The organism is Streptococcus sp. 3167 (assembly GCF_013277175.1).
In the GTDB taxonomy this organism is placed as follows: Bacteria; Bacillota; Bacilli; order Lactobacillales; family Streptococcaceae; genus Streptococcus; species Streptococcus pseudopneumoniae.
The window spans coordinates 1-16,630 of the sequence record NZ_VMML01000019.1 but is presented as its reverse complement, the minus strand read 5'-3'; the positions used below and the strand labels follow the sequence as shown (position 1 = coordinate 16,630).

30 protein-coding genes and 1 pseudogene are annotated in these 16,630 nt (G+C 39.9%); 29 read left to right on the top strand and 2 right to left on the bottom strand.

Translation table 11 applies throughout. From position 1 onward, the window contains the following. Nucleotides 1-76 precede the first annotated feature (76 nt). Nucleotides 77-415, bottom strand: a complete 339-nt coding sequence (locus HT678_RS02845; RefSeq protein WP_050222808.1) for a hypothetical protein — start codon at nt 413-415, stop codon at nt 77-79. A gap of 32 nt (nt 416-447) precedes the next feature. Beyond that, nucleotides 448-888 (bottom strand): hypothetical protein, encoded by a 441-nt coding sequence (locus HT678_RS02840; protein WP_050222809.1) that lies wholly within the window; start codon nt 886-888, stop codon nt 448-450. A 520-nt stretch (nt 889-1,408) separates the two neighbouring features. Here HT678_RS02840 and rpsJ point away from each other — a divergent pair. The 29 genes and pseudogenes from rpsJ (at nt 1,409) to rplQ (ending at nt 16,348) form a co-directional block, all read left to right on the top strand. Beyond that, on the top strand, nt 1,409-1,717 hold the full coding sequence (rpsJ, locus tag HT678_RS02835; protein ID WP_001284513.1) for a 30S ribosomal protein S10: 309 nt from the start codon (nt 1,409-1,411) through the stop codon (nt 1,715-1,717). Nucleotides 1,718-1,933: 216 nt separating this feature from the next. Then, nucleotides 1,934-2,560: a 50S ribosomal protein L3 gene (gene rplC, locus HT678_RS02830; protein WP_000160197.1), complete on the top strand. Its 627-nt coding sequence runs from the start codon at nt 1,934-1,936 to the stop codon at nt 2,558-2,560. Nucleotides 2,561-2,584: 24 nt separating this feature from the next. After that, a complete protein-coding gene (rplD, locus tag HT678_RS02825) occupies nt 2,585-3,208 on the top strand; it encodes a 50S ribosomal protein L4 (protein WP_000024549.1) in 624 nt (207 codons plus the stop codon). Continuing rightward, complete coding sequence (locus HT678_RS02820; protein ID WP_001055347.1) at nt 3,208-3,504, top strand: 50S ribosomal protein L23; 297 nt, start codon at nt 3,208-3,210, stop codon at nt 3,502-3,504. Before rplD ends, HT678_RS02820 begins: the two co-directional genes overlap by 1 nt. A 17-nt stretch (nt 3,505-3,521) precedes the next feature. Then, entirely contained in the window at nt 3,522-4,355 is an 834-nt protein-coding gene (gene rplB, locus HT678_RS02815) for a 50S ribosomal protein L2 (protein WP_000512910.1), read from the top strand. 103 nt (nt 4,356-4,458) lie between these two features. Further along, a complete protein-coding gene (gene rpsS / locus HT678_RS02810; RefSeq protein WP_000533766.1) occupies nt 4,459-4,740 on the top strand; it encodes a 30S ribosomal protein S19 in 282 nt (93 codons plus the stop codon). Between the two features lie 11 nt (nt 4,741-4,751). Continuing rightward, nucleotides 4,752-5,096, top strand: a complete 345-nt coding sequence (gene rplV / locus HT678_RS02805) for a 50S ribosomal protein L22 (RefSeq protein ID WP_000818137.1) — start codon at nt 4,752-4,754, stop codon at nt 5,094-5,096. Between the two features lie 12 nt (nt 5,097-5,108). Continuing rightward, nucleotides 5,109-5,762, top strand: a complete 654-nt coding sequence (gene rpsC / locus HT678_RS02800; RefSeq protein WP_000529936.1) for a 30S ribosomal protein S3 — start codon at nt 5,109-5,111, stop codon at nt 5,760-5,762. A 3-nt stretch (nt 5,763-5,765) separates the two neighbouring features. Next, a complete protein-coding gene (rplP, locus tag HT678_RS02795; protein WP_000960946.1) occupies nt 5,766-6,179 on the top strand; it encodes a 50S ribosomal protein L16 in 414 nt (137 codons plus the stop codon). Between the two features lie 9 nt (nt 6,180-6,188). After that, nucleotides 6,189-6,395, top strand: a complete 207-nt coding sequence (gene rpmC / locus HT678_RS02790; RefSeq protein WP_000772918.1) for a 50S ribosomal protein L29 — start codon at nt 6,189-6,191, stop codon at nt 6,393-6,395. Nucleotides 6,396-6,419: 24 nt separating this feature from the next. Beyond that, nucleotides 6,420-6,680, top strand: a complete 261-nt coding sequence (gene rpsQ, locus HT678_RS02785; protein ID WP_000440801.1) for a 30S ribosomal protein S17 — start codon at nt 6,420-6,422, stop codon at nt 6,678-6,680. A gap of 25 nt (nt 6,681-6,705) precedes the next feature. Further along, a complete protein-coding gene (gene rplN / locus HT678_RS02780) occupies nt 6,706-7,074 on the top strand; it encodes a 50S ribosomal protein L14 (RefSeq protein ID WP_000616545.1) in 369 nt (122 codons plus the stop codon). A 182-nt stretch (nt 7,075-7,256) separates the two neighbouring features. Then, on the top strand, nt 7,257-7,562 hold the full coding sequence (rplX, locus tag HT678_RS02775) for a 50S ribosomal protein L24 (RefSeq protein ID WP_000497691.1): 306 nt from the start codon (nt 7,257-7,259) through the stop codon (nt 7,560-7,562). Nucleotides 7,563-7,585: 23 nt separating this feature from the next. Next, a complete protein-coding gene (gene rplE, locus HT678_RS02770; protein WP_000013542.1) occupies nt 7,586-8,128 on the top strand; it encodes a 50S ribosomal protein L5 in 543 nt (180 codons plus the stop codon). A 17-nt stretch (nt 8,129-8,145) separates the two neighbouring features. Next, complete coding sequence (rpsN, locus tag HT678_RS02765) at nt 8,146-8,415, top strand: 30S ribosomal protein S14 (protein ID WP_001085703.1); 270 nt, start codon at nt 8,146-8,148, stop codon at nt 8,413-8,415. A 285-nt stretch (nt 8,416-8,700) separates the two neighbouring features. Continuing rightward, complete coding sequence (gene rpsH, locus HT678_RS02760; RefSeq protein ID WP_172924568.1) at nt 8,701-9,099, top strand: 30S ribosomal protein S8; 399 nt, start codon at nt 8,701-8,703, stop codon at nt 9,097-9,099. Nucleotides 9,100-9,286: 187 nt separating this feature from the next. After that, nucleotides 9,287-9,823: a 50S ribosomal protein L6 gene (gene rplF / locus HT678_RS02755; RefSeq protein ID WP_000086622.1), complete on the top strand. Its 537-nt coding sequence runs from the start codon at nt 9,287-9,289 to the stop codon at nt 9,821-9,823. Between the two features lie 83 nt (nt 9,824-9,906). Next, the gene (rplR, locus tag HT678_RS02750; protein ID WP_000624044.1) at nt 9,907-10,263 is read left to right on the top strand and encodes a 50S ribosomal protein L18; all 357 of its coding nucleotides are present in this window, start codon (nt 9,907-9,909) and stop codon (nt 10,261-10,263) included. Between the two features lie 17 nt (nt 10,264-10,280). Continuing rightward, complete coding sequence (gene rpsE, locus HT678_RS02745) at nt 10,281-10,775, top strand: 30S ribosomal protein S5 (protein ID WP_000874202.1); 495 nt, start codon at nt 10,281-10,283, stop codon at nt 10,773-10,775. A 13-nt stretch (nt 10,776-10,788) separates the two neighbouring features. Further along, nucleotides 10,789-10,971, top strand: coding sequence for a 50S ribosomal protein L30 (gene rpmD / locus HT678_RS02740; protein WP_000057241.1), 183 nt, complete (start codon nt 10,789-10,791; stop codon nt 10,969-10,971). 144 nt (nt 10,972-11,115) lie between these two features. Further along, nucleotides 11,116-11,556, top strand: coding sequence for a 50S ribosomal protein L15 (gene rplO / locus HT678_RS02735; RefSeq protein ID WP_000766086.1), 441 nt, complete (start codon nt 11,116-11,118; stop codon nt 11,554-11,556). A gap of 12 nt (nt 11,557-11,568) precedes the next feature. Next, on the top strand, nt 11,569-12,879 hold the full coding sequence (gene secY, locus HT678_RS02730; protein WP_023939673.1) for a preprotein translocase subunit SecY: 1,311 nt from the start codon (nt 11,569-11,571) through the stop codon (nt 12,877-12,879). 232 nt (nt 12,880-13,111) lie between these two features. Further along, a pseudogene (locus HT678_RS02725) lies at nt 13,112-13,712 on the top strand (adenylate kinase). Nucleotides 13,713-13,828: 116 nt separating this feature from the next. After that, on the top strand, nt 13,829-14,047 hold the full coding sequence (infA, locus tag HT678_RS02720) for a translation initiation factor IF-1 (protein WP_001029883.1): 219 nt from the start codon (nt 13,829-13,831) through the stop codon (nt 14,045-14,047). Between the two features lie 24 nt (nt 14,048-14,071). Next, complete coding sequence (gene rpmJ, locus HT678_RS02715; RefSeq protein ID WP_001808836.1) at nt 14,072-14,188, top strand: 50S ribosomal protein L36; 117 nt, start codon at nt 14,072-14,074, stop codon at nt 14,186-14,188. Nucleotides 14,189-14,205: 17 nt separating this feature from the next. Then, the gene (rpsM, locus tag HT678_RS02710; RefSeq protein ID WP_000090781.1) at nt 14,206-14,571 is read left to right on the top strand and encodes a 30S ribosomal protein S13; all 366 of its coding nucleotides are present in this window, start codon (nt 14,206-14,208) and stop codon (nt 14,569-14,571) included. 17 nt (nt 14,572-14,588) lie between these two features. Further along, nucleotides 14,589-14,972, top strand: a complete 384-nt coding sequence (gene rpsK / locus HT678_RS02705) for a 30S ribosomal protein S11 (protein ID WP_001118385.1) — start codon at nt 14,589-14,591, stop codon at nt 14,970-14,972. Nucleotides 14,973-15,014: 42 nt separating this feature from the next. Next, nucleotides 15,015-15,950 (top strand): DNA-directed RNA polymerase subunit alpha, encoded by a 936-nt coding sequence (locus HT678_RS02700; RefSeq protein ID WP_000568988.1) that lies wholly within the window; start codon nt 15,015-15,017, stop codon nt 15,948-15,950. 11 nt (nt 15,951-15,961) lie between these two features. Beyond that, complete coding sequence (gene rplQ, locus HT678_RS02695; RefSeq protein WP_000331493.1) at nt 15,962-16,348, top strand: 50S ribosomal protein L17; 387 nt, start codon at nt 15,962-15,964, stop codon at nt 16,346-16,348. The last annotated feature ends 282 nt before the right edge of the window (nt 16,349-16,630 follow it).

The window sequence follows — 16,630 nt, the reverse complement described above, 5'->3', positions numbered from 1 at the left end:
AACTCAACTTTTATTTTTGCTATTTTGAAGGGTTAGACATTAGCCAAAAGTACTAATATTCAGACACATAAAGTTTTTATGAATTAAACCAAGGTGTATGCCAATATCTATTGTTTATAATAACTTGCCCCTGTCTATCTAAAGCAGGTTGCCCCCAGTAACTATTAGAAGCTGATTGATTAGGCCCTATTGTGTGATTACTATAGCCAATCCAAGAACCATCTGCTCGGATTACTCTAAAAGTAAAGTGACCTACCTCATTAAAAGAATTAGAGGTCCCTACTCCTGAAACACCGTTTACGTCAAATTGGAAATTAGAAAACCATGAACCTTGTGCGGCGAATGCAGCAGTCCCAGAAATAAGAGATAGTGAAGCAAGAGACAGAAATATTAATGATTTAAATTTTCTTAACATATTTTTTCCTTTCTTATTAAGTAATGCGCTTTTTAATTTAAACGAAGCAACAATTTTCTATCAGTATACTTCAAAACATTGATGTGATTATACTTACTATCATTAAATTTAACGATAATATCATTGCCACTAACGACATATATGTTGTTGATGGCTTGGTTTATATTGCCAACCAAGATATTTGATAAATCTGCATCTACTGTATTTTTTTTAAAAATTGCCTTCGTTTTCATAAAATATAAATAGACATCATTACTTATTTGTATTGCTTGATAATTTGAGAGTTGTTCAAAATTATCTAAATCTGCTTTAACAGATATAGAATAATCTTTATCGGTTTTTATTACCGTTACTTGTAAAGACTCTAGTGGAATAATTTCTCTTGTACTGTCTTGATATACTTTCCAGCCCCAATACCCCAAAAATAGCAAAATAATCCCAATAATCGCTAATAAAAATTTTTTTCTAATCATAGCTTACTCACATTCCAATCTTATTGAAGAAAATCTAGTTTATAGTTCCATTTACAACATCTTAACTAATTTCATTCATTGGCGAGAGCTTGCTAAACTCCCACAAATTCTACCAATATTTTTGAGAACTAAAATTAGTCCTCTCAATGAAGGTATAATAATTTTTTCTTAAAACATCTCCCCCTCCGTTTTTGTTTTGGTTTGTCCTATTTTTTAAATTATATTTACATCTCTTATTATACTCTATTATTTTTAATTTGACAACGCTTTCGCTGTTTTATTTCTTGATTTTTTGTAAAACTTTTCATCAAAAGCGATTTCATCCCAAAAAAAAGAAAAAAACCTAACAAATCCCTTGCAATCGCAGGGGCTTTGTGTTATTCTATTATGGTGCTGTAAATTACAGCTTTAGCTTTGATGCAAGAGGTTGCGACACGCTCGGTTGCATTGCCACGCAACGCCGCGTCGGTTTTCTTGTGGAGCTAGCCTATTATCTTAAATAGACGAAAAGGAGAAAAAAATGGCAAACAAAAAAATCCGTATCCGTTTGAAAGCTTACGAACACCGTACGCTTGACACAGCGGCTGCAAAAATCGTAGAATCAGCTACTCGTACAGGTGCACAAGTTGCGGGTCCAATCCCACTTCCAACTGAACGTAGCCTCTACACAATTATTCGTGCGACTCACAAATACAAAGACTCTCGCGAACAATTTGAAATGCGTACACACAAACGTTTGATCGATATCGTTAACCCAACTCAAAAAACAGTTGATGCTTTGATGAAATTGGATCTTCCAAGTGGTGTAAACGTAGAAATTAAACTTTAATCTAAAATATAAAAGAGCAGAGGCTGGTGTTTCAATCTAATTGAACACGGGCTAAACTCGGTGTGAAAAAGATAAACTTCCTAGTGTCTGCTAGACACTGCGTCAGTTTCCTATTTTCACTTTGAGTTTGACGCCCTTTGTATCTTAGACCTGAGCATAAAAAACGCTCGTTAAAAACTTTTTGAATAAAAAATATAGAAAAGGAACTATTTTCTCATGACAAAAGGAATCTTAGGGAAAAAAGTGGGAATGACTCAAATCTTCACTGAAGCTGGCGAATTGATCCCTGTAACAGTTATTGAAGCAACTCCAAACGTTGTTCTTCAAGTTAAAACTGTTGAAACAGACGGATACAACGCTATCCAAGTTGGTTTCGATGACAAACGCGAAGTATTGAGCAACAAACCTGCTAAAGGACATGTAGCGAAAGCTAACACGGCTCCTAAGCGCTTCATTCGTGAATTCAAAAACGTTGAAGGCTTGGAAGTTGGTGCTGAAATCACAGTTGAAACATTCGCAGCTGGAGACGTTGTTGACGTAACTGGTACTTCTAAAGGTAAAGGTTTCCAAGGTGTTATCAAACGCCACGGACAATCACGTGGACCAATGGCTCACGGTTCTCGTTACCACCGTCGTCCAGGTTCTATGGGGCCTGTTGCACCTAACCGCGTATTCAAAGGTAAAAACCTTGCAGGACGTATGGGTGGTGACCGCGTAACAATTCAAAACCTTGAAGTTGTACAAGTTGTTCCAGAAAAGAACGTTATCCTTATCAAAGGTAACGTACCAGGTGCTAAGAAATCTCTTATCACTATCAAGTCAGCAGTTAAAGCTGGTAAATAATAAGGAAAGGGGAATACAGTCAAAATGGCAAATGTAACATTATTCGACCAAACTGGTAAACAAGCTGGCGAAGTTGTTCTTAACGATGCAATCTTTGGTATCGAACCAAACCAATCTGTTGTGTTTGATGTGATCATCAGCCAACGTGCTAGCCTTCGTCAAGGAACTCACGCAGTTAAAAACCGCTCAGCTGTTTCAGGTGGCGGACGCAAACCATGGCGTCAAAAAGGAACTGGACGTGCTCGTCAAGGTTCTATCCGCTCTCCACAATGGCGTGGTGGTGGAATCGTCTTCGGACCAACTCCACGTAGCTATGCGTACAAACTTCCTCAAAAAGTTCGTCGCCTTGCGCTTAAATCTGTTTACTCAGAAAAAGTTGCTGAAAATAAATTTGTAGCCGTTGATTCTCTTGAATTTACAGCTCCAAAAACTGCTGAATTTGCAAAAGTTCTTGCAGCTTTGAGCATCGATTCTAAAGTCCTTGTTATTCTTGAAGAAGGAAACGAATTCGCAGCTCTTTCAGCTCGTAACCTTCCAAACGTGAAAGTTGCGACTGCTACAACTGCAAGTGTTCTTGACATCGCAAATAGTGACAAACTTCTTGTTACTCAAGCAGCTATCTCTAAAATCGAGGAGGTTCTTGCATAATGAATTTGTATGATGTTATCAAAAAACCTGTCATCACTGAAAGCTCAATGGCTCAACTTGAAGCAGGAAAATATGTATTTGAAGTTGACACTCGTGCACACAAACTTTTGATCAAGCAAGCTGTTGAAGCTGCTTTCGAAGGTGTTAAAGTTGCTAATGTTAACACAATCAACGTAAAACCAAAAGCTAAACGTGTTGGACGTTACACTGGTTTTACTAACAAAACTAAAAAAGCTATCATCACACTTACAGCTGATTCAAAAGCAATCGAGTTGTTTGCTGCTGAAGCTGAATAATCTAAGGAGGAAATATCGTGGGAATTCGTGTTTATAAACCAACAACAAACGGTCGCCGTAATATGACTTCTTTGGATTTCGCTGAAATCACAACAAGCACTCCTGAAAAATCATTGCTTGTTGCATTGAAGAGCAAGGCTGGTCGTAACAACAACGGTCGTATCACTGTTCGTCACCAAGGTGGTGGACACAAACGTTTCTACCGTTTGGTTGACTTCAAACGTAACAAAGACAACGTTGAAGCGGTTGTTAAAACAATCGAGTATGATCCAAACCGTTCTGCAAACATCGCTCTTGTACACTACACTGACGGTGTGAAAGCATACATCATCGCTCCAAAAGGTCTTGAAGTAGGTCAACGTATCGTTTCAGGTCCAGAAGCAGATATCAAAGTCGGAAACGCTCTTCCACTTGCTAACATCCCAGTTGGTACTTTGATCCACAACATCGAATTGAAACCAGGTCGTGGTGGTGAATTGGTACGTGCTGCTGGAGCATCTGCTCAAGTATTGGGTCAAGAAGGTAAATACGTTCTTGTTCGTCTTCAATCAGGTGAAGTTCGTATGATTCTTGGAACTTGCCGTGCTACAGTTGGTGTTGTCGGAAACGAACAACACGGACTTGTAAACCTTGGTAAAGCGGGACGTAGCCGTTGGAAAGGTATCCGCCCAACAGTTCGTGGTTCTGTAATGAACCCTAACGATCACCCACACGGTGGTGGTGAAGGTAAAGCACCAGTTGGTCGTAAAGCACCATCTACTCCATGGGGCAAACCTGCTCTTGGTCTTAAAACTCGTAATAAGAAAGCGAAATCTGACAAACTTATCGTTCGTCGTCGCAACGAGAAATAATATTAAACTAGTCGCTTAAGCAACTAGTAAATCCGCCAGCTCGGTAGCGCTCCATGTGAGCGCAAGCCGCTGTGGTACAACATTTAAAGGAGAAAATATAAAAATGGGACGCAGTCTTAAAAAAGGACCTTTCGTCGATGAGCATTTGATGAAAAAAGTTGAAGCTCAAGCTAACGACGAAAAGAAAAAAGTTATTAAAACTTGGTCACGTCGTTCAACGATCTTCCCAAGTTTCATTGGTTACACTATTGCAGTTTATGACGGACGTAAACACGTACCTGTTTACATCCAAGAAGACATGGTAGGTCACAAACTTGGTGAATTTGCACCAACTCGTACTTACAAAGGTCACGCTGCAGACGACAAGAAAACACGTAGAAAATAAGGAGAACATAAATGGCAGAAATTACTTCAGCTAAAGCAATGGCTCGTACAGTACGTGTTTCACCTCGTAAATCACGTCTTGTTCTTGATAACATCCGTGGTAAAAGCGTAGCCGATGCAATCGCAATCTTGACATTCACTCCAAACAAAGCTGCTGAAATCATCTTGAAAGTTTTGAACTCAGCTGTAGCTAACGCTGAAAACAACTTTGGTTTGGATAAAGCTAATTTGGTAGTATCTGAAGCATTCGCAAACGAAGGACCAACTATGAAACGTTTCCGTCCACGTGCGAAAGGTTCAGCTTCACCAATCAACAAACGTACAGCTCACATCACTGTAGCTGTTGCAGAAAAATAAGGAGGTAAAATCGTGGGTCAAAAAGTACATCCAATTGGTATGCGTGTCGGCATCATCCGTGATTGGGATGCCAAATGGTATGCTGAAAAAGAATACGCGGATTACCTTCATGAAGATCTTGCAATCCGTAAATTCGTTCAAAAAGAACTTGCTGACGCAGCAGTTTCAACTATTGAAATCGAACGCGCAGTAAACAAAGTTAACGTTTCACTTCACACTGCTAAACCAGGTATGGTTATCGGTAAAGGTGGTGCTAACGTTGATGCACTCCGTGCAAAACTTAACAAATTGACTGGAAAACAAGTACACATCAACATCATCGAAATCAAACAACCTGATTTGGATGCTCACCTTGTAGGTGAAGGAATTGCTCGTCAATTGGAGCAACGTGTTGCTTTCCGTCGTGCACAAAAACAAGCAATCCAACGTGCAATGCGTGCTGGAGCTAAAGGAATCAAAACTCAAGTATCAGGTCGTTTGAACGGTGCAGATATCGCCCGTGCTGAAGGATACTCTGAAGGAACTGTTCCGCTTCACACACTTCGTGCAGATATCGATTACGCTTGGGAAGAAGCAGATACTACATACGGTAAACTTGGTGTTAAAGTATGGATCTACCGTGGTGAAGTTCTTCCAGCTCGTAAAAACACTAAAGGAGGTAAATAACCAATGTTAGTACCTAAACGTGTTAAACACCGTCGTGAGTTCCGTGGAAAAATGCGCGGTGAAGCAAAAGGTGGAAAAGAAGTAGCATTCGGTGAATACGGTCTTCAAGCTACAACTAGCCACTGGATCACTAACCGCCAAATCGAAGCTGCTCGTATCGCCATGACTCGTTACATGAAACGTGGTGGTAAAGTTTGGATTAAAATCTTCCCACACAAATCATACACTGCTAAAGCTATCGGTGTGCGTATGGGATCTGGTAAAGGGGCACCTGAAGGTTGGGTAGCACCAGTTAAACGTGGTAAAGTGATGTTCGAAATCGCTGGTGTATCTGAAGAGATTGCACGTGAAGCGCTTCGACTTGCTAGCCACAAATTGCCAGTTAAATGTAAATTCGTAAAACGTGAAGCAGAATAAGGAGAAGGCATGAAACTTAATGAAGTAAAAGAATTTGTTAAAGAACTTCGTGGTCTTTCTCAAGAAGAACTCGCGAAGCGCGAAAACGAATTGAAAAAAGAATTGTTTGAACTTCGTTTCCAAGCTGCTACTGGTCAATTGGAACAAACAGCTCGCTTGAAAGAAGTTAAAAAACAAATCGCTCGTATCAAAACAGTTCAATCTGAAGCGAAATAATAGACTAGGGAAGGAGAAATTTCAATGGAACGCAATAATCGTAAAGTTCTTGTTGGACGTGTTGTATCTGACAAAATGGACAAGACAATCACAGTTGTAGTTGAAACAAAACGTAACCACCCAGTCTATGGTAAACGTATTAACTACTCTAAAAAATATAAAGCTCATGATGAAAACAATGTTGCCAAAGAAGGCGATATCGTACGTATCATGGAAACTCGCCCGCTTTCAGCTACAAAACGTTTCCGTCTTGTAGAAGTTGTTGAAGAAGCGGTCATCATCTAATCAAACCTGAAAGGAGAAAACTGAAATGATTCAAACAGAAACTCGTTTGAAAGTCGCAGACAACAGCGGTGCTCGCGAAATCTTGACTATCAAAGTTCTTGGTGGTTCAGGACGTAAATTTGCAAACATCGGTGATGTTATCGTGGCATCTGTAAAACAAGCTACTCCTGGTGGTGCGGTTAAAAAAGGTGACGTTGTTAAAGCAGTTATCGTTCGTACTAAATCAGGTGCTCGTCGTGCTGATGGTTCATACATCAAATTTGACGAAAACGCAGCAGTTATCATCCGTGAAGACAAAACTCCTCGCGGAACACGTATCTTTGGCCCAGTTGCACGTGAATTGCGTGAAGGTGGCTTCATGAAGATCGTGTCACTTGCTCCAGAAGTACTTTAATTGGTTGCTCAAAGAAAATTAAAACAAGTCTAGGAAGTAAAACGAAAGCATAACTTAAGTTAGGTGAGTTGAAACTGACGAAGGATTGCTTTGATTTTCGAAGAGCAAAAACAAACAAACTAGTCCCCTAGCTTCAAGCTAGGGTGCCCTTATGGGCGTAAGAAAAATCAAGGAGAAACCTAATGTTTGTAAAAAAAGGCGACAAAGTTCGCGTAATCGCTGGTAAAGATAAGGGAACAGAAGCTGTTGTCCTTACTGCCCTTCCAAAAGTAAACAAAGTTATCGTTGAAGGTGTTAACATCGTTAAGAAACACCAACGTCCAACTAACGAGCTTCCTCAAGGTGGTATCATCGAGAAAGAAGCAGCTATCCATGTATCAAACGTTCAAGTTTTGGACAAAAATGGTGTAGCTGGTCGTGTTGGTTACAAATTTGTAGACGGTAAAAAAGTTCGCTACAACAAAAAATCAGGCGAAGTGCTTGATTAATCACGAAGGAAAGGAGAAGTATAATGGCAAATCGTTTAAAAGAAAAATATCTTAATGAAGTAGTTCCTGCTTTGACAGAACAATTCAACTACTCATCAGTGATGGCTGTGCCTAAAGTAGATAAGATCGTTTTGAACATGGGTGTTGGTGAAGCTGTATCAAACGCTAAAAGCCTTGAAAAAGCTGCTGAAGAATTGGCACTTATCTCAGGTCAAAAACCACTTATCACTAAAGCTAAAAAATCAATCGCCGGCTTCCGTCTTCGTGAAGGTGTTGCGATCGGTGCAAAAGTTACCCTTCGTGGTGAACGGATGTACGAATTCTTGGATAAATTGGTTTCAGTTTCACTTCCACGTGTACGTGACTTCCACGGTGTTCCAACAAAATCATTTGATGGACGCGGAAACTATACACTTGGTGTGAAAGAACAATTGATTTTCCCAGAAATCAACTTCGATGACGTTGACAAAACTCGTGGTCTTGACATTGTTATCGTAACAACTGCTAACACTGACGAAGAGTCACGTGCATTGCTTACAGGCCTTGGAATGCCTTTTGCAAAATAATATAGGAGGTAAATCTAATGGCTAAAAAATCAATGGTAGCTAGAGAGGCTAAACGCCAAAAAATTGTTGACCGTTATGCTGAAAAACGTGCTGCATTAAAGGCAGCAGGGGACTATGAAGGTTTATCTAAATTACCTCGCAACGCCTCACCGACTCGTTTACATAATCGTTGTAGAGTTACGGGGCGCCCACATTCAGTTTACCGCAAATTTGGTCTGAGTCGTATCGCTTTTCGCGAACTTGCGCATAAAGGTCAAATTCCTGGTGTAACAAAAGCATCTTGGTAATTTAAGATATCAAGGGCGTCAAAACTCTAAGTGAAAATAGGAAACTTGACGAAGAAACTGAGGTTTCTAGGAAAGTTTATCTTTTTCACACAGAGTTTAGCCCGGGTTCAGTTGGGCTAGCCAATTTGAACACGAGCTACGGCTTTGGCAAAAAAAGACCAATTTTCTTTGGAGCATCGCTCCTGCATCAAATTGCCTATTTTTGCTCTTGCTGTTACGCTCTTTGTATCATGTATTAACTAGCAAGTGCAACTTGCAAACTACTAGTAAGAGGAGAAAAACAAAATGGTTATGACTGACCCAATCGCAGACTTCCTAACTCGTATTCGTAACGCTAACCAAGCTAAACACGAAGTACTTGAAGTACCTGCATCAAACATCAAAAAAGGGATTGCTGAAATCCTTAAACGCGAAGGTTTTGTAAAAAACGTTGAAATCATCGAAGATGACAAACAAGGCATCATCCGTGTATTTCTTAAATACGGACCAAACGGTGAAAAAGTTATCACTAACTTGAAACGTATTTCTAAACCAGGACTTCGTGTCTACAAAAAACGTGAAGACCTTCCAAAAGTTCTTAACGGACTTGGAATTGCTATCCTTTCAACTTCTGAAGGTTTGCTTACTGATAAAGAAGCACGCCAAAAGAATGTTGGTGGTGAGGTTATCGCTTACGTTTGCTAATATTTAGCTCCCAATTTCTTTGTGACTCTTCGTTATCGTCTCTTGCCTAACCCAAAGTTATGCCTGCGAGACGATGCCTAGATTCACTTTGAAATTGAAACCTAAATGTTCCTTTAAATCGAGAAATCGATTTAGCCCCGTGAAAACTGGCCGTTCTGGCCTGACAATTTAACAGGAGAAAATAAACATGTCACGTATTGGTAATAAAGTTATCGTGTTGCCTGCTGGTGTTGAAATCACTAACAATGACAACCTTGTAACTGTAAAAGGACCTAAAGGAGAACTTACTCGTGAGTTCTCAAAAGATATTGAAATCCGTGTGGAAGGTACTGAAGTAACTCTTCACCGTCCAAACGATTCAAAAGAAATGAAAACTATCCACGGAACTACTCGTGCCCTTTTGAACAACATGGTTGTTGGTGTATCAGAAGGATTCAAGAAAGAACTTGAAATGCGCGGGGTTGGTTACCGTGCACAACTTCAAGGATCTAAACTTGTTTTGGCTGTTGGTAAATCTCATCCAGACGAAGTTGAAGCTCCAGAAGGAATTACTTTTGAACTTCCAAACCCAACAACAATCGTTGTTAGCGGAATTTCAAAAGAAGTAGTTGGTCAAACAGCTGCTTACGTACGTAGCCTTCGTTCACCAGAACCATATAAAGGTAAAGGTATCCGTTACGTTGGTGAATTCGTTCGCCGTAAAGAAGGTAAAACAGGTAAATAATGTTGAGTGGTTGATTCTCAACCACCAACCTATTTTCCAACTTTGTGCATAGCACACGATTTAAAACTAAAGAGGTGAAAACTGTGATTTCAAAACCAGATAAAAACAAACTCCGCCAAAAACGCCACCGTCGCGTTCGCGGAAAACTCTCTGGAACTGCTGATCGCCCACGTTTGAACGTATTCCGTTCTAATACAGGCATCTACGCTCAAGTGATTGATGACGTAGCGGGTGTAACGCTCGCAAGTGCTTCAACTCTTGATAAAGAAGTTTCAAAAGGAACTAAAACTGAACAAGCTGTTGCTGTCGGTAAACTCGTTGCAGAACGTGCAAACGCTAAAGGTATTTCAGAAGTGGTGTTCGACCGCGGTGGATATCTATATCACGGACGTGTGAAAGCTTTGGCTGATGCAGCTCGTGAAAACGGATTGAAATTCTAATAGGAGGACACTAGAAAATGGCATTTAAAGACAATGCAGTTGAATTAGAAGAACGCGTAGTTGCTGTCAATCGTGTTACAAAAGTTGTTAAAGGTGGACGTCGTCTTCGTTTCGCAGCTCTTGTTGTTGTTGGTGACCACAACGGTCGCGTAGGATTTGGTACTGGTAAAGCTCAAGAAGTTCCAGAAGCAATCCGTAAAGCAGTAGATGATGCTAAGAAAAACTTGATCGAAGTTCCTATGGTTGGAACAACAATCCCACACGAAGTTCTTTCAGAATTCGGTGGAGCTAAAGTATTGTTGAAACCTGCTGTAGAAGGTTCTGGAGTTGCCGCTGGTGGTGCAGTTCGTGCCGTTGTGGAATTGGCAGGTGTGGCAGATATTACATCTAAATCACTTGGTTCTAACACTCCAATCAACATTGTTCGTGCAACTGTTGAAGGTTTGAAACAATTGAAACGCGCTGAAGAAGTTGCTGCCCTTCGTGGTATTTCAGTTTCTGATTTGGCATAAGAAAGGGGATAAAATGGCTCAAATTAAAATTACTTTGACTAAGTCTCCAATCGGACGCATTCCATCACAACGTAAAACTGTTGTAGCACTTGGACTTGGCAAATTGAACAGCTCTGTTATTAAAGAAGATAACGCTGCTATCCGTGGTATGATCACTGCAGTATCTCACTTGGTAACAGTTGAAGAAGTAAACTAATGAATTTTTAGGGGATGTGCACTATACCATCCCCTAAAACTAGATATAGTCATCTATGATGACGTCGTATAGGCGAGTTGATGGGGGAGACAACCTTTTCTCCCTTATCGGCGCTAGCATTTTACAAAAGAGGAGAAAATAAAAATGAAACTTCATGAATTGAAACCTGCAGAAGGTTCTCGTAAAGTACGTAACCGCGTTGGTCGTGGTACTTCATCAGGTAACGGTAAAACATCTGGTCGTGGTCAAAAAGGTCAAAAAGCTCGTAGCGGTGGCGGAGTTCGCCTTGGTTTTGAAGGTGGACAAACTCCATTGTTCCGTCGTCTTCCAAAACGTGGATTCACTAACATCAACGCTAAAGAATACGCAATTGTGAACCTTGACCAATTGAACGTCTTTGAAGATGGTGCTGAAGTAACTCCAGTTGTTCTTATCGAAGCAGGAATTGTTAAAGCTGAAAAGTCAGGTATTAAAATTCTTGGTAACGGTGAGTTGATTAAGAAATTGACTGTGAAAGCAGCTAAATTCTCTAAATCAGCTGAAGAAGCTATCACTGCTAAAGGTGGTTCAGTAGAAGTCATCTAAGAGAGGTGACCTATGTTTTTTAAATTATTAAGAGAAGCTCTTAAAGTCAAGCAGGTTCGATCAAAAATTTTATTTACAATTTTTATCGTTTTGGTCTTTCGTATCGGAACTAGCATTACAGTTCCTGGTGTGAATGCCAATAGCTTGAATGCTTTAAGTGGATTATCCTTCTTAAACATGTTGAGCTTGGTGTCGGGGAATGCCCTAAAAAACTTTTCGATTTTTGCCCTAGGAGTTAGTCCCTATATTACTGCTTCTATCGTTGTCCAACTCTTACAAATGGATATTTTACCGAAATTTGTAGAGTGGGGAAAACAAGGGGAAGTAGGTCGAAGAAAATTGAACCAAGCTACTCGTTATATTGCCCTTGGTCTAGCCTTTGTGCAATCTATCGGGATTACAGCTGGTTTTAATACCTTGGCTGGAGCTCAATTGATTAAAACTGCTTTAACTCCCCAAGTTTTTCTGACGATTGGTATCATCTTAACAGCTGGTAGTATGATTGTCACTTGGTTGGGAGAGCAAATTACAGATAAGGGATACGGAAATGGTGTTTCTATGATTATCTTTGCCGGGATTGTTGCCTCAATTCCAGAGATGATTCAGGGCATCTATGTGGACTACTTTGTGAACGTCCCAAGTAGCCGTATCACTTCATCTATCATTTTCGTAATCATTTTGATTATTACTGTATTGTTGATCATTTACTTTACAACTTATGTTCAACAAGCAGAATACAAAATTCCAATCCAATATACTAAGGTTGCACAAGGTGCTCCATCCAGCTCTTACCTTCCATTGAAGGTAAACCCTGCTGGAGTTATTCCTGTTATCTTTGCCAGTTCCATTACTGCAGCGCCTGCGGCGATTCTTCAGTTTTTGAGCGCTACAGGTCATGATTGGGCTTGGGTAAGGGTAGCACAAGAAATGCTGGCAACCACTTCTCCAACTGGTATTGCCATGTATGCTTTGTTGATTATTCTCTTTACATTCTTCTATACGTTTGTACAGATTAATCCTGAAAAAGCGGCAGAGAACCTACAAAAGAGCGGTGCCTATATCCATGGAGTTCGTCCTGGTAAAGGTACAGAAGAATATATGTCTAAACTTCTTCGTCGTCTTGCAACGGTTGGTTCCCTCTTCCTTGGTGTGATTTCCATTTTGCCGATTGCAGCTAAAGATATATTTGGTCTTTCTGATGTTGTTGCCTTTGGGGGAACAAGTCTCTTGATCATTATCTCTACAGGTATCGAAGGAATCAAACAATTGGAAGGTTACCTATTGAAACGTAAGTATGTTGGTTTCATGGATAGAACAGAATAAAAGTATTTACTGATACTCTTCGAAAATCAAATTCAAACCACGTCAGCTTTATCTGCAACCTCAAAGCAGTGCTTTNNGATTTTCATTGAGTATGAAGCAGTAAATGCTGAGGGAGTGGAGGTTTAAACTCTAACATTTGTGAGAGTTTGGTCTCCCCTCTTCTATTTTGTTTTTAAATAGGGGTGAAAAGAATTTTTGCTTCTATTTAAAAATAAAATAAGGAGATCAGATCATGAATCTTTTGATTATGGGCTTACCTGGTGCAGGTAAGGGAACTCAAGCAGCAAAAATCGTAGAACAATTCCATGTTGCACATATCTCAACAGGTGATATGTTCCGCGCTGCAATAGCAAATCAAACTGAAATGGGTGTTCTTGCTAAGTCATACATTGACAAGGGTGAATTGGTTCCTGATGAAGTTACAAATGGAATCGTAAAAGAACGTCTTTCACAAGATGATATTAAAGAAACAGGATTCTTATTGGATGGTTACCCACGTACAATCGAACAAGCTCATGCCTTGGACAAAACATTGGCTGAACTTGGCATTGAACTAGAAGGTGTCATCAACATTGAAGTAAATCCAGATAGCCTCTTAGAACGTTTGAGTGGTCGTATCATCCACCGCGTAACTGGGGAAACTTTCCACAAGGTCTTTAACCCACCAGTTGACTATAAAGAAGAAGATTACTACCAACGTGAAGATGATAANNCAAGGAGAACCAATCATTGCTCACTACCGTGCCAAAGGTTTGGTTCATGACATCGAAGGTAATCAAGATATTAACGATGTCTTCTCAGATATCGAAAAAGTATTGACAAATTTGAAATAAAGCGTTTTTCACACTTGCAAAAATCCGCTACAAATGTTATACTGAGATAGTCTGACTTATAATTGTTGTCTCTGTGTCTAGAGGCATCGAATCGAAATTTATGGAGGTGCTTTTGCGTGGCAAAAGACGATGTGATTGAAGTTGAAGGCAAAGTAGTTGATACAATGCCGAATGCAATGTTTACGGTTGAACTTGAAAATGGACATCAGATTTTAGCAACAGTTTCTGGTAAAATTCGTAAAAACTATATTCGTATTTTAGCGGGAGATCGTGTTACTGTCGAAATGAGTCCATATGACTTGACACGTGGACGTATCACTTACCGCTTTAAATAATCGAAAAACTTGGAGGGATAAGAAATGAAAGTAAGACCATCGGTCAAACCAATTTGCGAATACTGTAAAGTTATTCGTCGTAATGGTCGTGTTATGGTAATTTGCCCAGCAAATCCAAAACACAAACAACGTCAAGGATAAGATAGAAAGGAGAAAACATGGCTCGTATTGCTGGAGTTGACATTCCAAATGACAAACGCGTAGTAATCTCATTGACTTATGTTTATGGTATCGGACTTGCAACATCTAAGAAAATTTTGGCTGCTGCTGGAATCTCAGAAGATGTTCGTGTACGTGATCTTACATCAGATCAAGAAGATGCTATCCGTCGTGAAGTGGATGCAATCAAAGTTGAAGGTGACCTTCGTCGTGAAGTAAACTTGAACATCAAACGTTTGATGGAAATCGGTTCATACCGTGGTATCCGTCACCGTCGTGGACTTCCTGTCCGTGGACAAAACACTAAAAACAACGCTCGCACTCGTAAAGGTAAAGCTGTTGCGATTGCTGGTAAGAAAAAATAATATAGGAGGTAAAAGTCTTGGCTAAACCAACACGTAAACGTCGTGTGAAAAAGAATATCGAATCTGGTATTGCTCATATTCACGCTACATTTAATAACACTATTGTTATGATTACTGATGTGCATGGTAATGCAATTGCTTGGTCATCAGCTGGTGCTCTTGGTTTCAAAGGTTCTCGTAAATCTACACCATTCGCTGCTCAAATGGCTTCTGAAGCTGCTGCTAAATCTGCACAAGAACACGGTCTTAAATCAGTTGAAGTTACTGTAAAAGGTCCAGGTTCTGGTCGTGAGTCAGCTATTCGTGCGCTTGCTGCCGCTGGTCTTGAAGTAACAGCAATTCGTGATGTGACTCCAGTGCCACACAATGGTGCTCGTCCTCCAAAACGTCGCCGTGTATAATCATCGCATTACACTGCTTTTCGTTTAAGAGGGAGTAACTAAATGATCGAGTTTGAAAAACCAAATATAACAAAAATTGATGAAAATAAAGATTATGGCAAGTTTGTAATCGAACCACTTGAACGTGGCTACGGTACAACTCTTGGTAACTCTCTTCGTCGTGTACTTCTAGCTTCTCTACCAGGAGCAGCTGTGACATCTATCAATATTGATGGTGTGTTACATGAGTTTGACACAGTTCCAGGTGTTCGTGAAGACGTGATGCAAATCATTCTGAACATTAAAGGAATTGCAGTGAAATCGTACGTTGAAGACGAAAAAATCATCGAACTAGATGTTGAAGGCCCTGCTGAAGTAACAGCTGGTGACATTTTGACAGATAGCGATATTGAAATTGTAAATCCAGATCATTATCTCTTTACAATCGGTGAAGGTTCTTCTCTAAAAGCGACTATGACTGTTAACAGTGGTCGTGGATATGTACCTGCTGATGAAAATAAAAAAGATAATGCACCAGTTGGAACACTTGCTGTAGATTCTATTTATACACCAGTTACAAAAGTCAACTATCAAGTGGAACCTGCTCGTGTAGGTAGCAATGATGGATTTGACAAACTAACCCTTGAAATCTTGACAAATGGAACAATTATTCCAGAAGATGCTTTAGGGCTTTCAGCACGTATTTTGACAGAACATCTTGATTTGTTTACAAATCTTACTGAGATTGCTAAGTCAACTGAAGTGATGAAAGAAGCTGATACTGAATCTGACGATCGTATTTTGGATCGTACGATTGAGGAACTGGACTTGTCTGTGCGTTCATACAACTGTTTGAAACGTGCCGGTATCAATACTGTGCATGATTTGACAGAAAAATCTGAAGCAGAGATGATGAAAGTACGAAATCTTGGACGCAAGAGTTTGGAAGAAGTGAAACTCAAACTCATTGATTTGGGTCTTGGATTAAAAGATAAATAAAGGAGGAATACATGGCTTACCGTAAACTAGGACGCACTAGCTCACAACGTAAAGCAATGCTTCGCGATTTGACAACTGACCTTTTGATCAACGAATCAATCGTGACAACTGAAGCTCGTGCTAAAGAAATCCGTAAAACTGTTGAAAAAATGATTACTCTAGGTAAACGTGGTGATTTGCATGCACGTCGTCAAGCAGCTGCTTTCGTACGTAATGAAATCGCATCTGAAAACTATGATGAAGCAACTGACAAGTACACTTCTACTACAGCACTTCAAAAATTGTTCTCAGAAATCGCACCTCGTTATGCTGAACGTAACGGTGGATACACTCGTATCCTTAAAACTGAACCACGTCGTGGTGATGCAGCGCCAATGGCAATCATCGAATTAGTATAAAATCATCAATTTTGTTGAGTGTTATGATGATGGAGTCTTGTGCTCTTAGTCTAGCTCTGGTCTACCGCTAGGATTTCGGTCCTAGCGGGAACACTCATCATAAGTTGGGATAGTAGACGCTTGTTTACGAAATTGTTTTTTGCTTAAGAACAACTTCGTAAGCAGGCGTTTTTGAGTATTTTAGTTGGAATTATGCTATACTATTTGAAAAGAATCCTGTTTAATGTTCAGGTTTCTTATTTTAAGAAGAATTGGAGTTTGCTTATGAAAGCGATTATAACT

Bases quoted from the DNA above. Each gene is read 5' to 3' on its own strand.
- HT678_RS02845 (WP_050222808.1), bottom strand. From the start codon at position 415: ATGTTAAGAAAATTTAAATCATTAATATTTCTGTCTCTTGCTTCACTA.
- HT678_RS02840 (WP_050222809.1), bottom strand. From the start codon at position 888: ATGATTAGAAAAAAATTTTTATTAGCGATTATTGGGATTATTTTGCTA.
- rpsJ (WP_001284513.1), top strand. From the start codon at position 1,409: ATGGCAAACAAAAAAATCCGTATCCGTTTGAAAGCTTACGAACACCGT.
- rplC (WP_000160197.1), top strand. From the start codon at position 1,934: ATGACAAAAGGAATCTTAGGGAAAAAAGTGGGAATGACTCAAATCTTC.
- rplD (WP_000024549.1), top strand. From the start codon at position 2,585: ATGGCAAATGTAACATTATTCGACCAAACTGGTAAACAAGCTGGCGAA.
- HT678_RS02820 (WP_001055347.1), top strand. From the start codon at position 3,208: ATGAATTTGTATGATGTTATCAAAAAACCTGTCATCACTGAAAGCTCA.
- rpsS (WP_000533766.1), top strand. From the start codon at position 4,459: ATGGGACGCAGTCTTAAAAAAGGACCTTTCGTCGATGAGCATTTGATG.
- rplV (WP_000818137.1), top strand. From the start codon at position 4,752: ATGGCAGAAATTACTTCAGCTAAAGCAATGGCTCGTACAGTACGTGTT.
- rplP (WP_000960946.1), top strand. From the start codon at position 5,766: ATGTTAGTACCTAAACGTGTTAAACACCGTCGTGAGTTCCGTGGAAAA.
- rpmC (WP_000772918.1), top strand. From the start codon at position 6,189: ATGAAACTTAATGAAGTAAAAGAATTTGTTAAAGAACTTCGTGGTCTT.
- rpsQ (WP_000440801.1), top strand. From the start codon at position 6,420: ATGGAACGCAATAATCGTAAAGTTCTTGTTGGACGTGTTGTATCTGAC.
- rplN (WP_000616545.1), top strand. From the start codon at position 6,706: ATGATTCAAACAGAAACTCGTTTGAAAGTCGCAGACAACAGCGGTGCT.
- rplX (WP_000497691.1), top strand. From the start codon at position 7,257: ATGTTTGTAAAAAAAGGCGACAAAGTTCGCGTAATCGCTGGTAAAGAT.
- rplE (WP_000013542.1), top strand. From the start codon at position 7,586: ATGGCAAATCGTTTAAAAGAAAAATATCTTAATGAAGTAGTTCCTGCT.
- rpsN (WP_001085703.1), top strand. From the start codon at position 8,146: ATGGCTAAAAAATCAATGGTAGCTAGAGAGGCTAAACGCCAAAAAATT.
- rpsH (WP_172924568.1), top strand. From the start codon at position 8,701: ATGGTTATGACTGACCCAATCGCAGACTTCCTAACTCGTATTCGTAAC.
- rplF (WP_000086622.1), top strand. From the start codon at position 9,287: ATGTCACGTATTGGTAATAAAGTTATCGTGTTGCCTGCTGGTGTTGAA.
- rpsE (WP_000874202.1), top strand. From the start codon at position 10,281: ATGGCATTTAAAGACAATGCAGTTGAATTAGAAGAACGCGTAGTTGCT.
- rpmD (WP_000057241.1), top strand. From the start codon at position 10,789: ATGGCTCAAATTAAAATTACTTTGACTAAGTCTCCAATCGGACGCATT.
- rplO (WP_000766086.1), top strand. From the start codon at position 11,116: ATGAAACTTCATGAATTGAAACCTGCAGAAGGTTCTCGTAAAGTACGT.
- secY (WP_023939673.1), top strand. From the start codon at position 11,569: ATGTTTTTTAAATTATTAAGAGAAGCTCTTAAAGTCAAGCAGGTTCGA.
- rpmJ (WP_001808836.1), top strand. From the start codon at position 14,072: ATGAAAGTAAGACCATCGGTCAAACCAATTTGCGAATACTGTAAAGTT.
- rpsM (WP_000090781.1), top strand. From the start codon at position 14,206: ATGGCTCGTATTGCTGGAGTTGACATTCCAAATGACAAACGCGTAGTA.
- HT678_RS02700 (WP_000568988.1), top strand. From the start codon at position 15,015: ATGATCGAGTTTGAAAAACCAAATATAACAAAAATTGATGAAAATAAA.
- rplQ (WP_000331493.1), top strand. From the start codon at position 15,962: ATGGCTTACCGTAAACTAGGACGCACTAGCTCACAACGTAAAGCAATG.